Origin of the sequence: Exiguobacterium sp. s122, assembly GCF_018618475.1 — a bacterium.
GTDB lineage: Bacteria > Bacillota > Bacilli > Exiguobacteriales > Exiguobacteriaceae > Exiguobacterium > Exiguobacterium himgiriensis.
In genome coordinates this window covers 1,300,423-1,321,546 of record NZ_JACSMD010000001.1, presented here as the reverse complement: position 1 = coordinate 1,321,546, position 21,124 = coordinate 1,300,423, and the positions used below count along the sequence as shown (strand labels likewise).

The following is a 21,124-nucleotide window of genomic DNA, read 5'->3' as shown; positions in this document are numbered from 1 at the left end:
AGGTGTGTGAACTTGAAGAATATACACGGAGGTTGGTTGATTACCCTCGGTTTAGTCAGCTTGTGTGTTTGGGCTGCACTCGGGTATGGTGCATATCGTTTCGTAACAGGAGGCGACACGATCGAGGGTGTGCCAAAGGGCGAGCTCGTCTATGGATCAGTCTCACCTGACGGGACACAGACGATTTTCTTCTATCGAACGAGCGGTGGGGCGACGACAGGCTTTGCGATGTTAGGAGAAATCGAACACGAGGGGTCGACAGAACGTGAGCGCATCTTTTGGGATTATCCGTGTGAAGAAGTGACAGTTGTTTGGGAAGAAGGAGTCCTCACTATCAACGACGTGACATTTGATCCGGTGCGTGAAGTGTATGACGTACGGTACGGCGTTTATCCCCGAAACTAACAAGGAGGAGGGAAGGCATGCGTTGGTTCATGCGACTTGGAGCCATCTCTATCATAATGGTGTTGAGCACCGTATTGGGCGTTCGTCTCGTGAATTTGTTTATCGAATGGTGGCATCGCCCTCCAGTGCGAGGCATGAGATGGCTGTCATCCGCATCTGATGACTCTTTTTCGAATGAGTTCTCGAACGGAAAAGAACGAATCGGATCGAAAAAAGACCCTTCAACCATCATTCCGGATAACTTAGAGTATTCGATTGACGCAGTTCCGACGGTCATTCAACGTGGGGACAGCATGATTTGGAGCGTGTTGATGGGATGTTTGATGATTCTAGCCGTTCTGCTCATGACGAAATTCAGATTTTTACGTCATGTCATGAGTCAATCAGAAGAGGAATCGACTCTTTTCAAGAGACGCCGTCAAACAACTCCATCGCCCCTTCAATTTGATGCAGAGGCGAAGCTTGAATGGACACATGTGATGATTCGAGATTTATTGATTCAATTCAATCAAGCGTTGCCTCGGACCGATAAGTGGCAGTCGAGTGAGACCGTAACGGAATGGTTCAAACGAATCGGCTGTCATTCGGTCGACTTGACCCCTTATTTTAAGACGCGCTATACAGTCGATTGTTTCGTCACGGAAAAGGAAGTCGAGGCGTATCGACAAGAACTCGAAGCGTATTTAGAGTGGAGGGATTCAATTGAAGCAACTTCAGAATCGTAAACTGGTTGATGCCGATCGATGGGGTGAGGAATTCATCACGTTACATCTCGCGGACGGCAACGCCGTCGTGACGTGGCGAGGGGAGACGATCTCACTCAATCTCGACCTGACCGCCCCGTTCGTCCGTGTAATCGACGAGACGACGTTCGTTCTTATGGACTTCTCTCGCGAGGACACGAAACCGAATGCGTGGATTGTTCGAACGGATGGGGTCGTCAAGACTTCTTTTCACGCCGGTCAATGTATCGCATCGGTTGTAGTCGATGCGTCAGGCATCTGGGTCGGTTACGGCGATGAAGGGATTTTTGGTGAAGGCATGGCGACAGAGGCGCTCGTCTGTTTCTCAAAGGACGGGGACGTCTTGTTTCGCTACAACCGAGACGCACGGAAAGCGCCGACTATCGTCGATTGTGAGCATCTCGTCACGACTCCATCAGGCGTCTGGATTTTCCCTTCGCTTGACGGGGAGTTGGCACAAATTGACCGCGCCGGACGCGTCGTCGCTCATCGGGCGCCACAGATACTCCGTGACAGCGAGGCGATGACAATGGTCGACGGCGTCGCATATTTCGTGACTGGCAATGATATGTATCGTTGGGCGTACGATCGGCGTGAGAAGGCGATTCGAATGGGACGTGTGACAGGTATCTTGCGTGGATGTGCTGGCGGGTTTATTCAGATCGACGGAACGGACGTCACTTTGCTTCGTGTTTGAAGTCTTCACACGAATCGACGAAAAACACATTCCCTCTTTTCACCAAAAAAAGTATACTTTAAGGTATCGAAAAACGAAGTGAGGGATTGCAATGCGTATTGAAACCAATCTGCCCGGATTTACGTTCGAAACCATCGAGACGGTCGAACAAGCGCTCGGCAGCCGTTTGCCGAGCGGGCTCCGGGAGGCGTGGCTACACGACAATAAGTTTGAGGTCGGGGAGTGGTTCTTTTACCCGATCAAAGATGAACGTTACTTCAACAAAACGTGGGACGACATCATCCGCGCGAACAGGGATGAACGTCACTTGCCGAAAGACTTTATCACGGTCGCGGAGAACGGGAGCGGGGACGAGCTCGGCTTTTTGACTTCAGACGTCGAGACGATCTACATCTGGTGGCATGAGACGGATGAACTCGAGCGAGTGGCCGATTCGATTGATCTGTTCGTCGAGGTGACGCGATTGGAGTCGGACGTAATCGAGCGGTTCTGTGAACGTGTCCTTGAGAGCGGGACGGTGTTCGGGTTGTCGGCCGAGACAGACGTTGGCTGAGCGTATGCGCCTTCCATCATTGAAGCGACAGACGTTTTGCTGTTCTTCTCAACTCCTGAACGGGCACTTGCTTGTAAGGCTGAGGAGTGGGAAGACTATCACCTCATCGAGTTGCCACTAGATCTTTTCGTCGCGGTCTGGTTGCCGCATATGGCGGATGACGGGTTATTATGTGGATTGGATTGGTCGAGCGACCTGAAAGGGATGGAGTACGACCCCGAAACCGTCCTAGAAGCCATCGAAGAAGAAGATTAATTTTATTTCAAATACCGTATTTATATTTTTTATTTAAGAGAGGTTTTTAAAATGTTGAATCGTTTCAAACAGAAACGCAAGCATAACGCCCAGTGTACCTGTTCGGTCTGCCAAGTATCGATTGACGTACCGCTCGGATATGGTTCGCTCATGCCGACCTATATCGAAGGATTCTCTAGGAAAGAGAGAAAACGGCGCGTTGTCTTGACCGACGACGTCTGCGTGCTAGACGAGGAACATTTCTTTGTGAATGGTTGTCTCGAACTCCCGATTATAGGAGAGGACAACATCTTCACTTGGAACGTCTGGGTGTCGCTCAGCGCGGATAACTTCTTTCGGATGCTTGACGCGTGGGAAGATCCGGCTCGTGTCGAACTTGAACCGATGTTCGGTTGGTTCTCGACGGACTTGCCCGATTATCCGGACACGATCAACTTGAAGACGAACGTCCATATTCGTGAAGTCGGATTGCGTCCCTTCATCGAACTCGAGCCGACCGACCATCCACTCGCCGTCGAGCAACGAGAAGGGATCACACGTGAACGGATTGAAGAACTAGCGCGTATTGTGAAAAGCGACGTGTGAGAGGAGAGCTCAATTTGAATGATTACACGGCAGGGAATATTTTTGAGCTGTATTCAGGAAACGAGCTCCTTTCGGCAGAGCAACAAGCGATGATGGATTGCATCGATGCATACGTTGAGGCAAAACAGTTCAAACAGCTCGAGTATTACCTTCAACAGACCCGGGGTATCGAACAGCTGTTGATTGACCACGTGATGATGGACCCGACCGATAAAAACCGATGGGACTGGCTCGTCGGGTATGAGTTGATTGACACAATCGAAGATTTTGCACGGGTGAACAGCTTCGGTCTCACCGCCTATACATATCATCCGGATGACCCGTTCTATTATGCGCTCGCCTTATATTGGACGGGATGGAATGACTTTGTCATCACGGATGAGGACGTCGCCTTGGCAGATTCGCTCATCGAACAAGGTCCGGAAGACGTGAGTGGTTTGCTTTGCATTGCGTTGGCGAAAGAGTTCAGTCATCTGAAGCAGCACTATTATCAACTCGCCATCGAGCGCTGTCCATGGGCACCAGAACCGTACTTATGGCTCGGGAAGCGCCGCTTTTACTCTAATCCGGGAGAAGGAAAGATGCTCATCCAGCAAGGACTTGACCGAGTGAAGTATACATGGGGATTCGATCAAAAGGGGCGCTGGTTCAATACGAGTTCACAATATTTCAATCCCAGCACGTGGCGACAAGACACCATCGCTGAGCTGCTCGGTCTAAGCATGTCCCGTGACGAGTATAAAAAATATGAACGGATGATCAATAAAAATAGTCACTTTTAAGAATGGAGTATTGGAATGACCACAATCTCTTTAGCTACACCATCAGATGTGAATGCAATCGAACAACTTTATCTCGCCTGTAAAGACGATTTGCTCCACAGACAGATTTTCCAATGGGACGACACTTACCCGAACCGCGCCTATTTCGAGGATTGTATCAAAGAAGGCTCCGTCTATGTCATGAAAGACGGTGAGCAGTTGCTCGGAATCGTCGTGCTCGATGAATGGCAATCTTCGGAATGGAACGAGATTGAATGGCAAGGTGATAAGCCGCTCATCATACACTCGCTCATGGTCCATCCGTCGCAACAAGGTAAGGGAATCGGGAACCTCGTTCTCCACGCTTCGGAGCGTTTGGCAAAGGAGCAAGGGTATCACAGCATCCGGCTCGACAGTTTTTCGGGTAATGAAACTGCATGTAACTTTTATCAACGCCATGGTTATGTCGAACGTGGTAGTGTTCATTTTGATTCAAAACCTAAAGGGCATGAACGATATATTTGTTTCGAGAAAGCGTTTGAAAACTAGCATGAAAAGAATAGACCTCGAGTTGAGGTCTATTGTTAATCTTATTGAGTTAAAATGATGATTTTTTCTGTCAATGCTGCTGAAACCGTATAAATGGAATGTGTGTCGTCTGCGCTCATCATCGCACTTCGTTCACCTGCTTCACCGTACCAGAAATGAAAACGTTGTTTGTCTTCGTTCGCATAAACAACATCTACATAGTGTGTAGGATTAGACATGTTCACAATCCCATCTTCTTTCATGGCACTTTCAATGACTGCACGTAACGTTTCAATCGACGCATCATCATTAAAACGGATTACCTCACCGTCTTTTGAAATGCTAATCGTTGCGATCGAGTCTTCAATCTTCATGTTCTCCGCGCCATCTTCTGAAGATGGACTCGCTTCAGTTTGTTTAGCGACTTTACTCGGATCATTTTCTTTTTGAGTATCTTCCTGTGATTGACAACCTATAAGAATGGAGGTTAAAAACACAGGTGACAAAAGCAATGACATTTTTTTATTCATCATAATGATTACTCCCAATTTGATTTCGCTCTATACTTGTTCCGTATAGGAAAGATAAATTCCTTTTTATTACATTGATTTCGGGTAAATGTTAAGTGGGATGGCTCATTCATTTCCGAAGACATAAATTAAACAAAGAAACGAGGAGACTACCTATGATTCGATTCGGCATCATCGGCACGAACTTTATTACCGACACTTTTTTAAAGACGATTCAACATATCAAGGACGCAGAAGTGACGGCCATCTATTCAAGAACGGCGGAGCGGGCAGATACATACGCCGCTCAACATGACATCCTTTATACGTTCACATCGCTTGAAGCGATGGCAGCGAGTGACGTCATCGACGCGGTCTATATCGCGAGCCCGAACTCGCTACACGCCGAGCAGAGCATCCTGTTCATGCGTCACAACAAGCATGTTCTCTGCGAGAAACCATTCGCCTCGAACGTCCGCGAGGTCGAAGCGATGCTCGAGACGGCACGTGCGCATGACGTCGTCTTGCTCGAGGCGCTCCGCAACTTGTTCATGCCGAACTTCGACGTGTTGCGTCAAGAACTTCATCGCATCGGTCCGGTCCGGCGCGTCATCTTGAACAAGTCGCAGTACTCGTCACGCTATGACCTGTATAAACGTGGGGACAACCCGAACACGTTCAACCCGGACTTCTCGAACGGCTCACTGATGGACCTCGGCGTCTATTGTCTCGGACCCGCGCTCAAGCTGTTCGATCGACCAAACACGATTTTGGCGAACACCGTCAAACTCGAGTCAGGTGTCGACGGCAGCGGCTCGGCCATCCTATCGTATGACGGGATGGACATCGTCGTGCTCCATTCGAAGATTCACGGGTCGAACTCGCCGTCTGAAATCATTGGGGAGACGGGGCGTATCTTGATTGACGACATTGCCACGTTCGACCGCTTGACGTTCGAAGGGCGTGACGGGACGACCGAGGAGCTCGTCAGCGAGCAAATAAACCCGATGGCGTTCGAAATTCAGGAATTCATTCGTTTAATCGAGGCGGGGGAACGGGAGACGTCGCGTCATACGCATGACGACATGCTCCTGCTTGCCGACGTCATGACCGATATGCGCGGGCAAATCGACGTTCGTTACCCGGCTGACGCATAAAAACAAGCCTCGAGCGCACGCTCGAGGCTTGTTTCATTCTTTGTTCGTGATATATAAGTGTCGGATGAACAGACCGAGCGCGATCGTCATGATCACGGCCGGAATCAAGCCGACAAGGAGTAAAGATCCCATGCGTTCATTCCTTTCCGAGCGCTTCGAGGCGCTGTCTCATGTCCGTGAACGACTGTCCGTCTGAGAGGACGCTCAGCTCGCCGGAGACGAGTTCACGCACTTCATCGTTCCACGCGGCACTTAGGCTTTCCTCGAGTCCGGCGAGCTCACGAGACGTGCGTTCGATCTCTCGGGCACCGATTGCTTCGAGCTGTTCCCGGACTGCGAGGCGCAGGCGCGCGCTCAAGTCGTCACGTAGCATCGTCCGGCCGTCCCCTTCGAAGAATTGGCTCGTGTTCTTGAACTGTTTCAACACCGGGCGGAAGGCGGGTTGATCAAACGATACCGTCTCGACCGTGTCACGTAGCCAGTCGATCGTCACGTCCTCGTCGAACGCGAACGTCGGCAATAGCGGACGCAACTTCGCTGTCTCTTGCGTGATGAGCCGGGCCGTCTCTTTTTTCAAGAACTTCTCGAGCCGATACTTGAACACTTGAAGCTCTTGATGGACGTCATAGGCGTACTTATCGAGGGTCCGGATGAGCGCACGTTCTAAACTCGCCTTCGAGCCGTCCACTTCGATCGGATGGAACGTCTCCTTGACGAAGTCCGACAGACGCAGGAGTGACCGTGTCTCGAGATGGGCGAGCAATTCCTTCGCTTCCCGGGCGAACGGTGCGTCTAGTGACGTGATTGGAAGTAGTTGTCCATCCTGTAACCGTTCAAGTCGTTCGCGACGTTTCGCTTTGACGCTCGCGTCGGCGTCCGCTTCCCGGACGACCTCTTCGAACGAGGCGAGGAGTGCGGCCGTCTCTTCCTTGATGCGAAGCGCGTTCGCTTGGCGCAGGTCGTGGTCGACGAACTGGCCAAGCCGTTCAGCGAAGCGGTCGAATCCTTCGTCTTGCCCGTTCATAGCGTTTCGGCTCGAGATCGGCAACACGGAAGGGTGTCTCACACCAAGCTTCGTCAATTGCTGGGCGACATAGTCGGAGACGGCGTCCCGTTCCGTCTCATCCGTCGCTAAGTCAGAGGCGTTGACGAGGAAGAACATCTGGTGGTCGCCCGTCCCTTGGACCCGTCCGAGCTGGATGACGAGCTCACGGTCGGCCTCGGTGAACGCGTGGTTGTAATACGTCACGAACAAGACGGCATCGGCGTCACGCATATAGCCGAACTGGACCTCGCTATGTCGGTTGAACTGCGAGTCGGCGCCCGGTGTGTCGACGAAGATGATGCCGCGCTCGGCCCAAGGGGAGTCGACATATAGCTCAATCTCTTTGACGATGCAACTCTTCGTCTCTTCCGTGACGAACGAGGCGAACGTGTCGTAATCGACCTTCTCCGTCGTCCCGAGATGGTGGAGTGGGGCGTGTTTCACCGCGTTCACGAACGGATGGTCGAGCGCGAGTGAATCGAGTGTCGTCCCGTAACCGTCGAGTTCCGTCTCGAGCTCGTCACGCGACTTGAACGTGATCGTGGCGCTCTTGTGCGTTCGTCCGTTCGGGGGGACGATTTTCGTGATCGAGGCGGTGAGCGGGTTCGGTGACGTCGGCAACACCGTCTCGCCAAGCAGAGCGTTCAACGTCGACGATTTACCGGAAGAGAACGCCCCGAAGATGGCGAGCGTGTACGTCTCGGCTTCGGCCCGCTCGAGTTTGCGTCGGAGCGACTTCACTCGGGACGTGAATAACGGATGACTTTTTAATATTTCACATACCGCATATTCATATGAAAAATCAGATAAAAATGCGGTCAAATTATCATCCAAGACTGTCGTCAGTGCAACTTCTTTCTGTTGCTGGGCAACTTGTTGCTTTGGTAAATACTCGACATCGACATAGTGACGAACTTCGAGCTCTTCGATGCGTTCCGACGTCAAGGCGCGTTCCGTATAGGCATGAAGTGCAGATTGACGCTCCAACAGGCGACGTCTCGTACCGAGCGTGTCCAACATATCGTAAAGTGAGTCTTGTTCGGTCATGATTCGGGCGAGTCGATCCGCACCGTCTGTCTCAAGGTACGATTCGACCGACGCCACCCACGGGTCGGACGCTTTCGTCACCCAGGCGGCGAGGGCGGATTCGATGTCCCGACTGAACTGAAGGACTGTATCTCCGCTAAGCGAGGCACCACTTTTCACTTGGTCGGTGATGAGCGTGGCCGGTGCTTCCGGCAACGCGTCTGGTCGAGCAAGCATCGCTTCTGGCAACTTCAAGTCACGGATGATGTCTTCCGCGTATTTGATCAAGTGCGGTCGCAAGTTCGTGTCGAGCAGTCGATTGAACTCTTTGACGGCGATTTCCTCACGGCGTGACCGTTCTTGTTTCGTCTTGTCTTTCGAGAAGAACAGGCCGACCTTGAATGTCGGGGCACAGCTCTCCAAATAATCCCGCAACAGTTCACGGAACTCATAATTCATGGTTGGGGCGCTGGCGACGATCGGGGCCTGGTGGCGGAAGAACTCGCGGCGGAATGCGCTGAGCCAGACGTGTTTTTTCTCGAGTCGCTGCAGGCGGGCCTGAATTTCGGTCGGGTGTTTCTCGACGACCGGTAATTGCTCGAGTGAACGGGCATACGTCTGCTCCGAACGCGCGAGGAGCGTGTCCGTCAACTGTTCGGCACTCGTGAGACGATTTTCCCTTGCTGTGGCGATGACTTGTTCAACATATGAACGTAGCCGTGTCACTTCGTTTTCCGCATGGTCGAGTTGACGGAGCGAGATATAGAACACGTCATCTGGCTCGATATCGTGGTGTGCGAACGCTGCCGCGAGCGTCTGCTTGAACGACGAGAACGACAGCTCGCTCTCCTCATGCTTGTCGATTTGGTTGATGATGATTGAATACGGACGACCCTCGGCGCTGAACTGCTTCATGAGTTCGATGTTCTGTTCCGATTGGACGTGGTTGTAGTCCATCATGAAAAATAAATGGTCTGCAAGGAAGAGCGAGCGCTCCGTCGCCTGACGGTGGCGTTCGTCCGTCGAATCGATGCCCGGTGTGTCCATCAAGACGACGTCGTCGCCGAACGGGAAGCGGGGCAGGGCGTATTCGACCTCTTTGATCTCTTCAATCTTACAAAAGTCACTCAGACGTTCGAGTTCATCGGTCCCAAGCTGAATCCAGTCTGTGTCGTTGACGGCGACCGAGGCGCCGGTCGCACCGCTTCGAAGCGTGACGATGTTGGCGCTCGTCGGAATCGGGCTCGTCGGTAAGACGCCGTCCCCTAGCCAGTTGTTAAGCAGGGTTGATTTTCCGGCAGAGAAGTGACCGCAGACGGCGATCCAAATCTCGTCACGGGTCACTTTGCGGAGTGCCGTCCGGGCAGGACGGGCCAAATCGGTCTCGTCTTGCGTCTCAAACAGGTCGGTCAATTGCGCGAGGCGCAGGTGTTGTTCGTTCAAAGTTTTCATCCCCTCATCGTGACTCCGTCGTGATCCCGACGCGGTGCCTGATATAGTTGTTTTCTTCCCACGCCTTGACGACGAGATCGGCGACGTCATCGCGTGAAATCGGGCCAGAGTGAAGCGTCCCGAGTTCGTCTGGTGTGATGACGATGTCTCCATCTGACGGCTCGTCAATCAATTGCGTCGGGCAGACGACCGTATAGTCGAAATCTGAGTCGCGGAGCAACTCATACGCATGGGCATGGTCCTCGGCAGCCGTCGTCATCGTCCGTTTCGATTCGCGTGTCTCGAAACGGTACGCGTCCATGTCGTGTGCCTGCAAGATACCGGCCGTCCCGACCGTCAAGATGCGCGTCACTCCGTTTACTTGCATCGCAGAGATGACGAGTGGGGTGAAGCGGGACAAGACATTCTGCTTATCCGTACCGAGGGCCGATATAACGACGTCGGCTGATTGCACCGTCTTTGTGATGGCATCTGCATCGGTTGCGTCACCAATTATGACTGTGAGTCGTTCTCGCGGTTCGACCTCACGGCGTGACAAGAGTCGGACGTCGTGTCCGTCCTTTAATAAACGTTCGAGCAACCGCATCCCCGTGCGGCCACTCCCTCCAAATAAAGCAATGGTTGACAAGTAAACCCCTCCCCATCAAGATGAAAGAAAATATCCACCGCCATCATACCACGGAAGCGCTCTCGAAACAGCGCTTGACGGCTCCATTTGTTCGTATGTTTGAACCCGTGACAAGAAGGATACAAAAAAACAAGACGTGTATAAGGGAGGAAGACAGCTCGCTGTCGACACCGCATGAGATTTGGAGCTCGAACCATCAAAACCGGGATTTCGGTCGCCTTGGTGTTATTGATCGCCGAGGCGTTTCAGTTTCAACAAATCGTTGTACCGGCGCTTGCCGCGTCGCTCGCGTTACTTCCGTCCGTCTATCAGACGGGACTCCGATTTTTAGAAGAGATGAAAGGGAACTTGATTGGGGCGTTACTTGCCGTCTTCTCGTTACTGTTGACGCCGAACCCGACCCCGATCGCCATCGGCGTCGTCATCATCATCGCCATCTCGATCCTTCTGTTCTTGAATCTCGAGTCGACGACACGGACCGTCATCTTGACGACGATTCTGATCATGGAAGGGGCGAGCCAATCGGAAATGCCGATTTGGATGTTCGCCGGGGAACGTTACTTACTCATCATGATGGGGATCACGGTCGCGCTTCTCGTCAACGCACTGTTGTTCCCGCCACGCTATGAACGGAAGCTCGAGGACGAGATCACGACGGTGTTCCAAATGGCCGTCCGCATCGCGCGTCTATTCTCCGAGACGGACGGGGGACGTTCCTCGTTCGAGTCACTCGAAGAGACGAAGAAAAAACACCGCGGCTCGAAGACGACATACGACTTCTTCGAAGAAGAGATTAAAGCGAATCGCTGGCTCGAGAAGAAGACGCCGATTTATCGCCGAGCCGTCTTGAAGTCGAAGATGATCGACACGAACAGTGCCGCCATCCACGTGCTCGACAAACTGCATGACGATTTTTTGACACTCGAACATTTGCCACCTCAGCTCGAGGAAGAACTGTTGCGACATGTACGCCATTTGCTCAGACGACATGAGCGCCTATTCTCAGCGTATGAACTCGAGAACGAGCACATCATCGATCGGGAAGAGGACCTCATCCATGAGAACTTCGACTTCGCCAAGCTGATGATTGAGAAGATGCGAGACGAAGAGGAAGACTTGATCCTGACCGTCGTCCCGCTCGTCGCGACAATGACGGACTGGGTCAAGGCGATGAACGAGCTTGAACGTTATCTTATCACCGAGATGAAGAAACATGGCGACAACTTGAAAGTAGAACCGCGCAAGAAGTGGTTCTTTGAAGACTAAACCGCTCTCGAGCGGTTTTTTGTATACTTAAGCTATGTCGTTACATAAGGAGAACAAGATGCAGACCTACTTACAACACACCACAAAATTCTGGAACATCCGTGTCGGCACGGACGAGTTCGTCGTCCAATACGGAAAACGCGGCACAATCGGGAAAGTCCAGCTGAAATCGTTCGATACGGAAGAAGCGTGCAAGAAAGAAGCGGACAAGCTCGTCCGTCAAAAACTGAAAAAAGGGTACGTCGAGGTCGAGTACGACTGGGACACCCATCTTTACGTCGACGACCCAGAGATTGGGCCGCATCCGCTGACGGCCCACCCGGCGTTCATGCTACATTTCCAAGAAGACTTCTATTTGGACTGCACGGACGAATTCGCGCCGTTCGGGAGCGATGAAGGGGCCGATGTCCTCGATATGTTTGGAGAAGCGCTTCGAAAAGACCGCGACCTCGATTTTTTGGAAGGGGCGTATGCGATTCTATCGGACTGGCTTGAAGAAGACATCTCGACGCCCGAGGACTGGATGCAAAACGGGGATCGCTTCGCATGTGACATCGTCATCCTCGCAAGTGCGTTCGCTTCAATCAAGCTGACCGGGCGAATCACGGATGCGTTAAAACGTTCCGCTCACGAAGCGTTAACGACCATCGTCGACGAAGTCGAGCCTGAGGATGTGCACCGTTTCCAGTTAATCAACAAACAATTGGCCGCTTTTCCAGCATCGAGTTGAAACTTCTTTCTACAAAACGGCGTATACTAAAGAGAGAGACGGACGAACGTCCGAACGGATAGGGGGAAACACCAATGTCAGAGATTGAAACAGCATCACCCATCAGCGGTACATTGCCGGTCGAGGCGAGAACCGTGTTCCGCTTATCGAGTGCCATCTTCTATGTGATCGGTTTGATCATCACGGGTGCGCTCGTATTCGCGGCCGTCTGGTTTGACTGGCCAGGTTGGCTCCAAGTCACCGCTTATGGGTTACTGGCGATTGCGGTCATCTACAGCCTAGTCGACATCATCGTCTTCCAAAAGTGGAAACAGGAGCGCTTCACGTATCTCGTCCAACCGCTCGAGATTCGACTTCATCACGGCATCATCACGACACATGACGTCTTAATCCCGATGACGAAAGTACAATACGTGCACGCCAAACAAGGACCGCTCCTTCGGAAATTCGGTCTGCAGACGATCACAATCGGTACGGCTGCCGGCTCACATGAGATTTACGCCATCGAAGAATCGTTCGCGAAGACGCTCCGCGAACAGATCGCCGTCTACGCCCGCATCGAAGAGGAGGATGTCGTATGACCGAAGCGTCGCTCACGTGGCATCGGCTTCCGACACGGGTGCTCGTCCTACGCATCGTCGACATGTTAAAGTCGTTCGCCATCCCGATCGTCATCTTGTTCGTCTTAAACAACGACTGGGAGACGACGTTTGGAATCATCCTTCGCGTCGCCGTGCTCCTGTTCATCGGGTTCGATTTGCTGCAAAAGTTTTTCGGTTGGCGCAACTTCCGGTACGCCTTGGACGAGAAGACGATGTACGTCATCGAAGGGAACTGGATGAAGCAAGAGAAGTCGCTGCCGCTCTATAAGATTCAGAGCGTCCATTCGAACAGCCCGTTCTTTTACCGGTTGCTCGGCGTCGTCGAATTGACGTTCGATACGAATGCGAACAGTGATGACGCGTCGTTCAAACTCGCAGGCGTCTTCCCGGGTGAGGCGAAACGGCTCGAGGATGTGCTCGACCAGTCGAGACGTCGACGGCTTGACGCCTCGACCGAGCCGAGCGAATCAGAAGACGGAGTCACGGAGAAAACCGTAACGATCGAGAAACCGCCGGGCGTTCGGTTATATACACTATCGACCCGCGAGATTTTGCTTGCCTCGCTCACGTCGCTGTCCGTGTTCGCCATCTTCCCGGTTGCCTCGACGATCATCACGTACATCGACGACTTCATCAACCTCGACGGCACGTTCGACCAAATCGGGGACTGGGTCATCAGCGCCTCGGTGATTGCCATCGGCGTGCTCATTCTCTCCATCTTGCTCTTGTCGGTCGTCATCGGGACGGTGATCAACTTCCTGAAGTACGGGAACTTCGTCCTCGAACGAAGGGGCGACCGCATCCGGGTCGAGAAAGGCTTACTGAACCGGTCGGCCAAAGAGATCCCGTACGAGAAGATTCAAGCGATTCGCATCAAAGAGACGTTCATCCGGCGCTGGTTCAACATCATTGGTGTCGAACTCGTCGCGGCCGGGACGATGGACGAATTGAAAGACGAGTCGTCGACGATTCTCCCGTTCGTCAAACGGGATAAGGCGATGGCGGTGCTGAACGAACACTTCAGCCAGTTCGCTTGGGCCGATACGCTCCATCGCTTGCCGAAACGCTCGCTTGGGATCAAACTGATGCGCATCAGCTGGTTCGGTGTGATCGTCACCGGGATTGTCATCTATTTCTTCCGTGAATACGCGTGGTGGCTCCTATTATTATGGGCACTCATCGTCGGTGGGCGTGTGCTTAGCTATTACACGACCCGCTATGTGCGGAACGAAACGTTCATCCAACTACGGACGGGGGCGTTCAACGTGCGCTCGTTTGTGACGGACAAACCCCGCATCGAACAGATTCACGTGTCGCAGTCCTGGTTACAGCGTCGTTTCGGTCTATGTAACGTCGTCTTGTCGACGCGCGGTGGGTTGTTGTCAATCGAGTCGATCGAAGACATCCCGAAACGAGAAGCAGATGCCATGCTTGACTGGTTCTCACGTTACCCGAACGAAAAAGAGATGAAGACATCAGGCTAACGATTGACCGAAGAGCGACGACATCGCAATATGCGATTCCGTCGCTCTTTCTATATGTGCATCCAATGAAAAAAAGCATGACACGTGTCATGCTTTCTGCTGAACGGGAGGATAAGCTTTTTTCGGGAGGATGATAGTGAACGACGTCTCGCCCGGTTGACTACTCACACGAATCTCTCCGTCATGCAACGCTACGATGGATTTCGCGATGGCAAGACCGAGACCCGATCCGCCAGTGTAGTGCGACCGTGACTTCTCCACTCTAAAAAAACGTTCAAACACGTAGGGGATGTCACGTGAGGGGATGGCCTCCTCGCCATAGTTCGTCATTTTGATGAGAACCGTGTCCTCCGTATCATCGATGAACGTATCGATGTACTTTCCGTCTCGACCGTAACGCATCGCGTTCTCGAATATATTTTCAAACACGCGTACGAGCTTCAACGCGTCACCCTCGACAACAGGCTGATCAGCTACCGATTTAAATCTTGCTTCCATCTCAACTTCTGAGAGCCGTAACGTCGACTGTGTGATGAGCTGATTGAGCAATTCATCGAGACGCACCTCGTTCTTTTGAAGGACGATTCGATCGTTTTGCAAGAACGTATAGTCAAAGATGTCGTTAATCAAGCCCTTTAAATTGGTCGCGTTCTCATGGATCACTTGGATGTAATGCCGCAACTCGACCTCGTCCCGGTAGCGGTCGCTATGAATCAAGTCAAGATATCCTGTGATGGATGTGAGTGGGGAACGTAAATCGTGCGCGACGTTCGTGACGAGCTCATGCTTCAGGCGATCGGCTTGAATCAAGTCATGCTCTGCCTGTACCGCGCTGTCCGAGATGGCACGGACCGTTGTCATCAGTTCGTCTAACTCAGGCGGGACCGGCTGTGCGACCGCGTCACGGTCTGCATGGAGGGCTGTTACGAGTGACGTCATACGATGGATATGGAACTCCAAATAACGTTTTTGCTCATACTGATAGATCAATACGAGACAACACAGCACGATTAGACTGTAGAAGACGACGAATACACCTTCTCGGAAATACGAGAGGACGATGAGAAGGCTCGCCACAAAGCGGGACGATTCTTCATAATACCAGACGACAGGCAATAAGAGCGCCCCACTCAATGTGGCGACCCCTAAAGCAATCCCTATATAAAGCAGGCGCTTCCAAACGGGAATGAACGTGATGACGCGCCAAACGTTATGTCTCAATTTTATACCCCACTCCCCATACCGTCTGAATAATGACCTCATGTGGCACGACGGCATGCAATTTCTCGCGGATGTTGCTAATATGCACCATCACGGTCTGGTTCGATCCGTCGCCGTGCTCTTGCCATACCGCCTCGAAAATCTCTTCAGAACTATATACGCGACCTTTATGCTTCGCCAATAGGTATAAAATCTCAAACTCCCGCGCCGTCAATCGAATCGTCTGATCTTGCATCGTGACGGTATGGCGGGCTCGATCAATGAAGAACGGTCCAGCTTGCACGGACAACGACTCGACGGGGCGGTTATAGTTTGAACGGCGCAACAACGCTTTAATACGGGCCATCAGTTCGAGCGGGTTGAACGGTTTGATCATGTAGTCATCGACGCCCGTCGTCAGTCCCTGGATTTTATCGAAATCACCCACTCTGGCGCTGAGCATAAGAATCGGGACATGACTCGTCTGGCGAACTTGTTTACAAAACTCGAGCCCGTCCATCCGCGGCATCATCCAATCTAAAATAATTAAATCGAATGGCTCTTTGTCAAACAAGGCAAGCGCCATCTTTCCGTCGGTCGCCATCGTCGTCTCATATCCGTCATTCTTTATATACACGTCGATCAGTTCAGCGATTTGGACGTCATCGTCCACTAACAAGATTTTTGTCATGCCTGAAACTCCCTTGCGATTTAGAGTTGGAACGTTTGATACATGCGTCGGAACGGCGCGTATTGGACGACGAATCGAACGAGTAAGAATCCGAGGAGGGCGCCGAGCGCATTCGCCAGCAAATCATTTACATCCGTGCTTCGTCCACTACCTAACGTCGTCCGCACCAAAAGTTGCGTCAATTCCAGCACGAGACTGAATTGAAATCCTAATTTCAATACTTCTTTTTTGGTGATCGCCGGTTTTAAGAATGGAAGATAACAACCGAACGGTAGAAGCATCACGACATTTAGGACGAACGAGTACAAGTCGATGGTCAAGATCGGAATGAAATTAATCGTTCTCCACCATGGGACTTGGTTCGCGTATTTTCCTAAATTGACATCAATCGGGAAGAAGACGAAGTGGAGGACACCTAATAGATATATCCCGAATGTGAGAAGCAAAATAAGTTGAGCAGCTTTCACATGTGACTTCCGAAACGACCAGACGAGTAACGTAATTAGTCCGAGTATCGCGAGCGGGATGAGCACGACCCCTGATTCGATCGTGAACATCACTGAATAATCTTGATTATACATAAAAAACCTCCTAAGAATTTGAACTGTCTTCATTGTAGTAACCAGTTCTAAAGAAATCTTAAAGAAGGTCTAAATGAAATCTAAAATCGATGTAGTGTTTCATTTTGCATGCAGACGATGAAAGGGGGAGGGGGAACTCAGTATCCGGGTGGTCGGTCGCCACGTCAAATTCATCATTTTCGTGTTTCTGTTACTGAAAACCGGGAACAAATGTGGTATGATGCAAGTAGAAAGAGACCGGTGCTCGATACACCGGCCTCTGGCTTACAGGCTACCACTTTAAGAGTGGTCCCAGCCGCCACAATGGTTAGTGAATCAGAAAGTGACCCATCTCATTGCGCCGAGGGGGTCATTTTTTTGTGCGTTCAGACGTTGCACGATTGGATGTTTGGTGAATGACCAAGTGAACGATAATCGGAGCGAGGATCGGGAGGATTACGTAATCGCCGACCCAGGTCCATAGCTGTTCCATCCGCACCACCGCCTTCCTCCATTGTGGACTTGGCGGCTGACCCCACTATTGCTGCGTTAACCTGCTCCTTCATTATAGCAGATTCTCTTCAAAAAAGATGCTAAAAATAAGAACGTTTGTTCTTATTTTATAAAATGAAGCTTTAGGCGGAGCAGGTCTCACGATTGGGTCGAAAGATGGATTTGAGTCAACATTCGCTTGCATGTCAGAAGTCAGACAGGATATAATCAACCTCGTGTGTATAACCACATGGGTGGGTGAGGGTGCCAATAAAGGATTGATTCCTATGGCAAAACAAACAGAATGGAAAACAGAAACATACGGGGGCGTGCTGAATTTTCTGGCGACAGCATACATCCCGGCCGTGCACGCGGCAATCTTGACACAAGCCGGACTCCCATTCGAGGGAGCGCTCGTCGGAGCGATTATGACAAGCATCATCGGAACGTTCATCGCAGGGCTTTTCAACTTGCCACTGCTCCTATTACCGGGGATGGGCATCAATGCGTTGTTCACGTACACGCTCGTCCTGCAGATGGGACTGAGCTGGCAAGGCGCGCTCGCCGTTTCGTTCGTCTCGGGGGCGCTCGTCGTCCTGTTGACGGTGACGAAGGTGGCGAGGAAACTCGCGAACGCGTTCCCGCCAATCATTCATGACGGATTGACGGTCGGGCTCGGCCTGTTCCTCATCTTAATTGGCCTCGAGGCGGCGGGGATCGTCTCGGGCGGCGGTGGGGCTCTGCTTCACATCGGAGACCTCGGGGAACGGCCGGTACAGGTCGCGTTCTTGACGCTCTTTATCGCCATCCTTCTTTTCTTGAAGATGGGACCGAGCAGTTTCCTTTGGACGATCGCGTTCGGCGTCGGCTTGAGCGCCGTCATGGGCACGCTCGACTGGACCGGTGAGTTCGCGCTCACACCGTTCTTCGAGTCGTTCGGCACTGTATTCGGAAGTGTCTCGTTCACCGAATCGATGTCACCACTCTTCCTCGTCGCCGTCGGCGTGTTAACGCTCGTCTTGCTGATTGAGAATATCAGCTTGATTCAGAACCAGACACGGGCGATTGATAAGGATGCGGACGCACCGAAAGGGCTCGTCGCGCAAGGACTGTCGACGATGGCCGGTGCACTGTTCGGCTCGAGCCCGACCGTCTCGACGGTCGAGGTCGCGGCCGGCATCTCGGTCGGGGCCCGGGGCGGCATCGCCTCGTTCGTCACGTCAGGGCTTTATGTCGTCTCTCTCTTGTTGTTGCCGCTGTTCGCGATCATCCCAGTGACGGCGATCGCGCCGGTGTTAATCATCATCGGCATGATGATGTTCCAGAACGTGAAGCATCTTCCGCTCGACAATTGGGAGCATGCCTTCCCGGCGATTCTCGTCATCATCATGATTCCGTTTACGTATTCCATCGTCGATGGGATCGGGCTCGGCTTCATCGCTTATACGATGATTGTCTTGTTCAAGAAGGGCTATCGGTCGCTCAGTCCGGTCGTCGGTGTCTTGACCGTCTTGTTCCTCGTTTTCTTTTCTTTACCAGTCTGGCTGTAAGATCGGGCGGTACCGTGTATGCGGTGCCGTTTTTTGTATGGATAAAAAGGAGTCTCATGACTTACACGGGAAGTAGTAAGCATGAAACCCGTGTGAGGAGAGGATTTGATTTGGCGACATCTAAACTGTCTCAAAAGTTTGTGACGTTTGCCGAGAAAGAATGCCGGGACTCGAGCCCGCTCTATGAATCGTTGTCACTTTACATCTCGCAAGACGACGAACTGCTTGAAATCGGTAACGTGGCGAGGGAAGACCAACCGGTACCGAACTTATTGTTCAGTGCGGTCCATTATTTGCTGATGCAAGGGTATGACCACCCGCTAAAAGACTACTACCCGAGTATAGTGCGCGACGCTAATCCCGTAACCGAATCGTTTGAGTCGTTCAAATCGTTTTGTCTCACGTATCGAAATGAGATCGAGTCTATATTAAGTTCGAAACGCGTTCAGACGAACGAAGTCCGAAGGTGTGCATACTTATATCCCGCTTTTGGCTACATTCATCAAAAAACGAGAAAACCATTGGCATTGATTGAGATCGGGACAAGTGCCGGCTTACAACTATTGTGGGACCAGTACGCGTATTCATATGGGACAGAGGAAGTGTTCGGAGAGGTGCAGTCACGGTTACATATCCGTTCAGAATTCGTCGGGGAGCTTACACCGCCGCTCTTGTCCGCACCCGCTCCGGTCGTGAAGCGCATCGGACTTGATTTGAACATCGTCGATTTAGATAATGAAGCAGAGCGGTTATGGCTCAAGTCGTTGATTTGGCCAGAGCATGAGGAACGTTTACAGATGTTCGAGCGCGCGTCGAGCAATATTGGCGAGCAGCCGATCGACTTCATCGAAGGTGACGGGATCAGTCGATTGAGCGGCCTTGTCGGAAGCATTCCAGAAGGAAGCACCTTATGTATCTTCCACACGCACGTGGCCAACCAAATGACGATCGACATGAAAAAACACTTATTGAACGTGGTCGAAGAAATCGGTTAGACGAGAGACGTTTTTCATCTTTATAACAATATTCAAGACAAAGACTTGCATCTGGACGAATACGTGAACGGTATCAAACGAGAGCAGACGATTGCGGAGACGGACGGGCACGGCAGATGGTTCAGATGGTTGTTGGAAAATGAGGTAATATTGACATGAATACGATTATCGAGCGATTCGTTTCCATTCAAGAAGTCATGGATGCTCTTTGTTTACAAGTCACCAACTATAATTGGCTGGTGACGGACCTCGACGCCGTAATCTCGAATGACTCGTTGAAGTATTTCGAAGAGATTCAAGAACTTGAGGAGGGAACGGCCTACTGGATAAAAGGTGAACGTCTACTCGAACTTGTCCAGCACACAAACCTATACGTCATATGGGGAGTGTTCACGGCGTTTGAACGAGAGACGTCCATCACGTTAAACGAACTAATCGTCCATCCGTTCGCAGACGGGAATGGCGATTTGTGGATTGAATCACCCCGTATTCAGCATCCAGACGCTATGTGTGAATTGATTTTTTGGGACTCAACGTTTGTTTTAATGCTCAGCCAAGTTGAGGACGTAAGCGAGCGATTCCGTCAAACTTTTCCCGATTGGCAAAGTTTAGAGGAATATAATCAAACGGAAGGGTTATTTGAATCGGAATAGATGAGATTGAATATGAGCGGATTTTTTACTTCATAAATCAAGGAGGACATTTTCATGACAAACACTTCAAACGTCATCGACGAGTTTGCATCCTATACCACATGGCTTAATACGCTAACGGAATTGGATGAATCGACGTGGGAGAAACCGATCGCGACCGACAAATGGTCAATCAAAGTAATCGTCTTACACATCGCCCATTGGGACAACCATCTGTTGAACGTCATCATCCCGGCCGTCAAGAACGGGGAAGGGATGATCTTCCCGGAGTTCGATTCGTTTAACGCGCGCGCGACACAAAAAGCGAAACGTCTCTCTGGAGAAAAGGCGCTCCAGTTAGCCAAAACGAGTCGGAGTTCACTTATAGAAGGGCTGACGTCACTTCGTCACGAGACGATGATGATGCACACGACAGTAAATGGGGCGACCCATTGCCCACATCAAGGGGTTCCGTACACACTTGCCTATATCGTCACCGAGTTCATCGAACATGACCGCCACCATCAGCAGCAAGTCGACCGAGTTTTAGGGGCGATGTCTTGAAGAGAAGAACGAAA

22 protein-coding genes and 1 pseudogene are annotated in these 21,124 nt (G+C 51.5%); 17 read left to right on the top strand and 6 right to left on the bottom strand.

From position 1 onward, the window contains the following. The first annotated feature begins 12 nt into the window (after positions 1-12). The 8 genes from KNP92_RS06815 to KNP92_RS06780 all read left to right on the top strand — a co-directional run bounded on the left by KNP92_RS06815 (position 13) and on the right by KNP92_RS06780 (position 4,548). A complete protein-coding gene (locus KNP92_RS06815; RefSeq protein WP_214838864.1) occupies positions 13-405 on the top strand; it encodes a DUF5412 family protein in 393 nt (130 codons plus the stop codon). A gap of 17 nt (positions 406-422) precedes the next feature. After that, positions 423-1,130 carry a hypothetical protein gene (locus tag KNP92_RS06810; RefSeq protein WP_214838862.1) on the top strand — a complete coding sequence of 236 codons (708 nt, stop codon included), beginning with the start codon at positions 423-425 and terminating at the stop codon, positions 1,128-1,130. Next, positions 1,108-1,845 carry a hypothetical protein gene (locus tag KNP92_RS06805; RefSeq protein ID WP_214838860.1) on the top strand — a complete coding sequence of 246 codons (738 nt, stop codon included), beginning with the start codon at positions 1,108-1,110 and terminating at the stop codon, positions 1,843-1,845. The genes KNP92_RS06810 and KNP92_RS06805 overlap by 23 nt, the downstream gene beginning before the upstream one ends. A 91-nt stretch (positions 1,846-1,936) precedes the next feature. After that, positions 1,937-2,398 (top strand): SMI1/KNR4 family protein, encoded by a 462-nt coding sequence (locus KNP92_RS06800; RefSeq protein WP_214838858.1) that lies wholly within the window; start codon positions 1,937-1,939, stop codon positions 2,396-2,398. Positions 2,399-2,413: 15 nt separating this feature from the next. Then, positions 2,414-2,653, top strand: coding sequence for a DUF2750 domain-containing protein (locus KNP92_RS06795; RefSeq protein ID WP_353047944.1), 240 nt, complete (start codon positions 2,414-2,416; stop codon positions 2,651-2,653). A 51-nt stretch (positions 2,654-2,704) separates the two neighbouring features. Further along, the gene (locus KNP92_RS06790) at positions 2,705-3,238 is read left to right on the top strand and encodes a DUF2199 domain-containing protein (protein WP_214838855.1); all 534 of its coding nucleotides are present in this window, start codon (positions 2,705-2,707) and stop codon (positions 3,236-3,238) included. 14 nt (positions 3,239-3,252) lie between these two features. Further along, the gene (locus tag KNP92_RS06785; RefSeq protein ID WP_214838853.1) at positions 3,253-4,020 is read left to right on the top strand and encodes a hypothetical protein; all 768 of its coding nucleotides are present in this window, start codon (positions 3,253-3,255) and stop codon (positions 4,018-4,020) included. Between the two features lie 15 nt (positions 4,021-4,035). Then, on the top strand, positions 4,036-4,548 hold the full coding sequence (locus tag KNP92_RS06780; protein WP_214838851.1) for a GNAT family N-acetyltransferase: 513 nt from the start codon (positions 4,036-4,038) through the stop codon (positions 4,546-4,548). A gap of 41 nt (positions 4,549-4,589) precedes the next feature. Here KNP92_RS06780 and KNP92_RS06775 read toward each other — a convergent pair whose 3' ends face one another. After that, positions 4,590-5,060 (bottom strand): YhfM domain-containing protein, encoded by a 471-nt coding sequence (locus tag KNP92_RS06775; RefSeq protein ID WP_024370372.1) that lies wholly within the window; start codon positions 5,058-5,060, stop codon positions 4,590-4,592. Between the two features lie 152 nt (positions 5,061-5,212). On the opposite strand from KNP92_RS06775, the gene KNP92_RS06770 reads away from it, so the two are divergent. After that, the gene (locus KNP92_RS06770) at positions 5,213-6,193 is read left to right on the top strand and encodes a Gfo/Idh/MocA family protein (protein WP_214838849.1); all 981 of its coding nucleotides are present in this window, start codon (positions 5,213-5,215) and stop codon (positions 6,191-6,193) included. Between the two features lie 136 nt (positions 6,194-6,329). Here the strand turns inward: KNP92_RS06770 and KNP92_RS06765 are convergent, their stop codons facing one another. Together KNP92_RS06765 and KNP92_RS06760 are read right to left on the bottom strand one after the other, a co-directional pair. Beyond that, on the bottom strand, positions 6,330-9,716 hold the full coding sequence (locus KNP92_RS06765; protein WP_214838847.1) for a dynamin family protein: 3,387 nt from the start codon (positions 9,714-9,716) through the stop codon (positions 6,330-6,332). 4 nt (positions 9,717-9,720) lie between these two features. Continuing rightward, on the bottom strand, positions 9,721-10,344 hold the full coding sequence (locus tag KNP92_RS06760) for an NAD(P)-dependent oxidoreductase (RefSeq protein ID WP_214838840.1): 624 nt from the start codon (positions 10,342-10,344) through the stop codon (positions 9,721-9,723). Positions 10,345-10,518: 174 nt separating this feature from the next. On the opposite strand from KNP92_RS06760, the gene KNP92_RS06755 reads away from it, so the two are divergent. The 4 genes from KNP92_RS06755 (at position 10,519) to KNP92_RS06740 (ending at position 14,426) form a co-directional block, all read left to right on the top strand. Beyond that, entirely contained in the window at positions 10,519-11,610 is a 1,092-nt protein-coding gene (locus KNP92_RS06755; protein WP_214838838.1) for an FUSC family protein, read from the top strand. 58 nt (positions 11,611-11,668) lie between these two features. Next, complete coding sequence (locus tag KNP92_RS06750) at positions 11,669-12,340, top strand: WGR domain-containing protein (RefSeq protein ID WP_214838836.1); 672 nt, start codon at positions 11,669-11,671, stop codon at positions 12,338-12,340. A 74-nt stretch (positions 12,341-12,414) separates the two neighbouring features. Next, positions 12,415-12,921 carry a PH domain-containing protein gene (locus tag KNP92_RS06745; RefSeq protein WP_214838834.1) on the top strand — a complete coding sequence of 169 codons (507 nt, stop codon included), beginning with the start codon at positions 12,415-12,417 and terminating at the stop codon, positions 12,919-12,921. Further along, a complete protein-coding gene (locus KNP92_RS06740) occupies positions 12,918-14,426 on the top strand; it encodes a PH domain-containing protein (RefSeq protein ID WP_214838832.1) in 1,509 nt (502 codons plus the stop codon). The genes KNP92_RS06745 and KNP92_RS06740 overlap by 4 nt, the downstream gene beginning before the upstream one ends. Before the next feature lie 87 nt (positions 14,427-14,513). Here KNP92_RS06740 and KNP92_RS06735 read toward each other — a convergent pair whose 3' ends face one another. From KNP92_RS06735 to KNP92_RS06725, 3 genes are read right to left on the bottom strand one after another with little or no spacing between them, the layout of a single operon-like run. Then, positions 14,514-15,647 (bottom strand): sensor histidine kinase, encoded by a 1,134-nt coding sequence (locus KNP92_RS06735; RefSeq protein ID WP_214838830.1) that lies wholly within the window; start codon positions 15,645-15,647, stop codon positions 14,514-14,516. Continuing rightward, the gene (locus KNP92_RS06730) at positions 15,637-16,317 is read right to left on the bottom strand and encodes a response regulator transcription factor (protein ID WP_214838828.1); all 681 of its coding nucleotides are present in this window, start codon (positions 16,315-16,317) and stop codon (positions 15,637-15,639) included. Before KNP92_RS06730 ends, KNP92_RS06735 begins: the two co-directional genes overlap by 11 nt. Positions 16,318-16,337: 20 nt before the next feature. Beyond that, positions 16,338-16,898, bottom strand: a complete 561-nt coding sequence (locus KNP92_RS06725; protein ID WP_214838826.1) for a VanZ family protein — start codon at positions 16,896-16,898, stop codon at positions 16,338-16,340. Positions 16,899-17,656: 758 nt separating this feature from the next. Between KNP92_RS06725 and KNP92_RS06720 the strand changes: the two genes are divergently transcribed. The 4 genes and pseudogenes from KNP92_RS06720 (at position 17,657) to KNP92_RS06705 (ending at position 21,110) form a co-directional block, all read left to right on the top strand. Beyond that, a complete protein-coding gene (locus tag KNP92_RS06720) occupies positions 17,657-18,919 on the top strand; it encodes an NCS2 family permease (protein WP_214838824.1) in 1,263 nt (420 codons plus the stop codon). A gap of 56 nt (positions 18,920-18,975) precedes the next feature. Then, a pseudogene (locus KNP92_RS06715) lies at positions 18,976-20,073 on the top strand (DUF2332 domain-containing protein). Then, a complete protein-coding gene (locus tag KNP92_RS06710; RefSeq protein ID WP_214838822.1) occupies positions 20,070-20,567 on the top strand; it encodes a hypothetical protein in 498 nt (165 codons plus the stop codon). Before KNP92_RS06715 ends, KNP92_RS06710 begins: the two are co-directional and overlap by 4 nt. Positions 20,568-20,621: 54 nt before the next feature. Next, entirely contained in the window at positions 20,622-21,110 is a 489-nt protein-coding gene (locus KNP92_RS06705) for a DinB family protein (RefSeq protein WP_214838820.1), read from the top strand. Positions 21,111-21,124 lie beyond the last annotated feature (14 nt).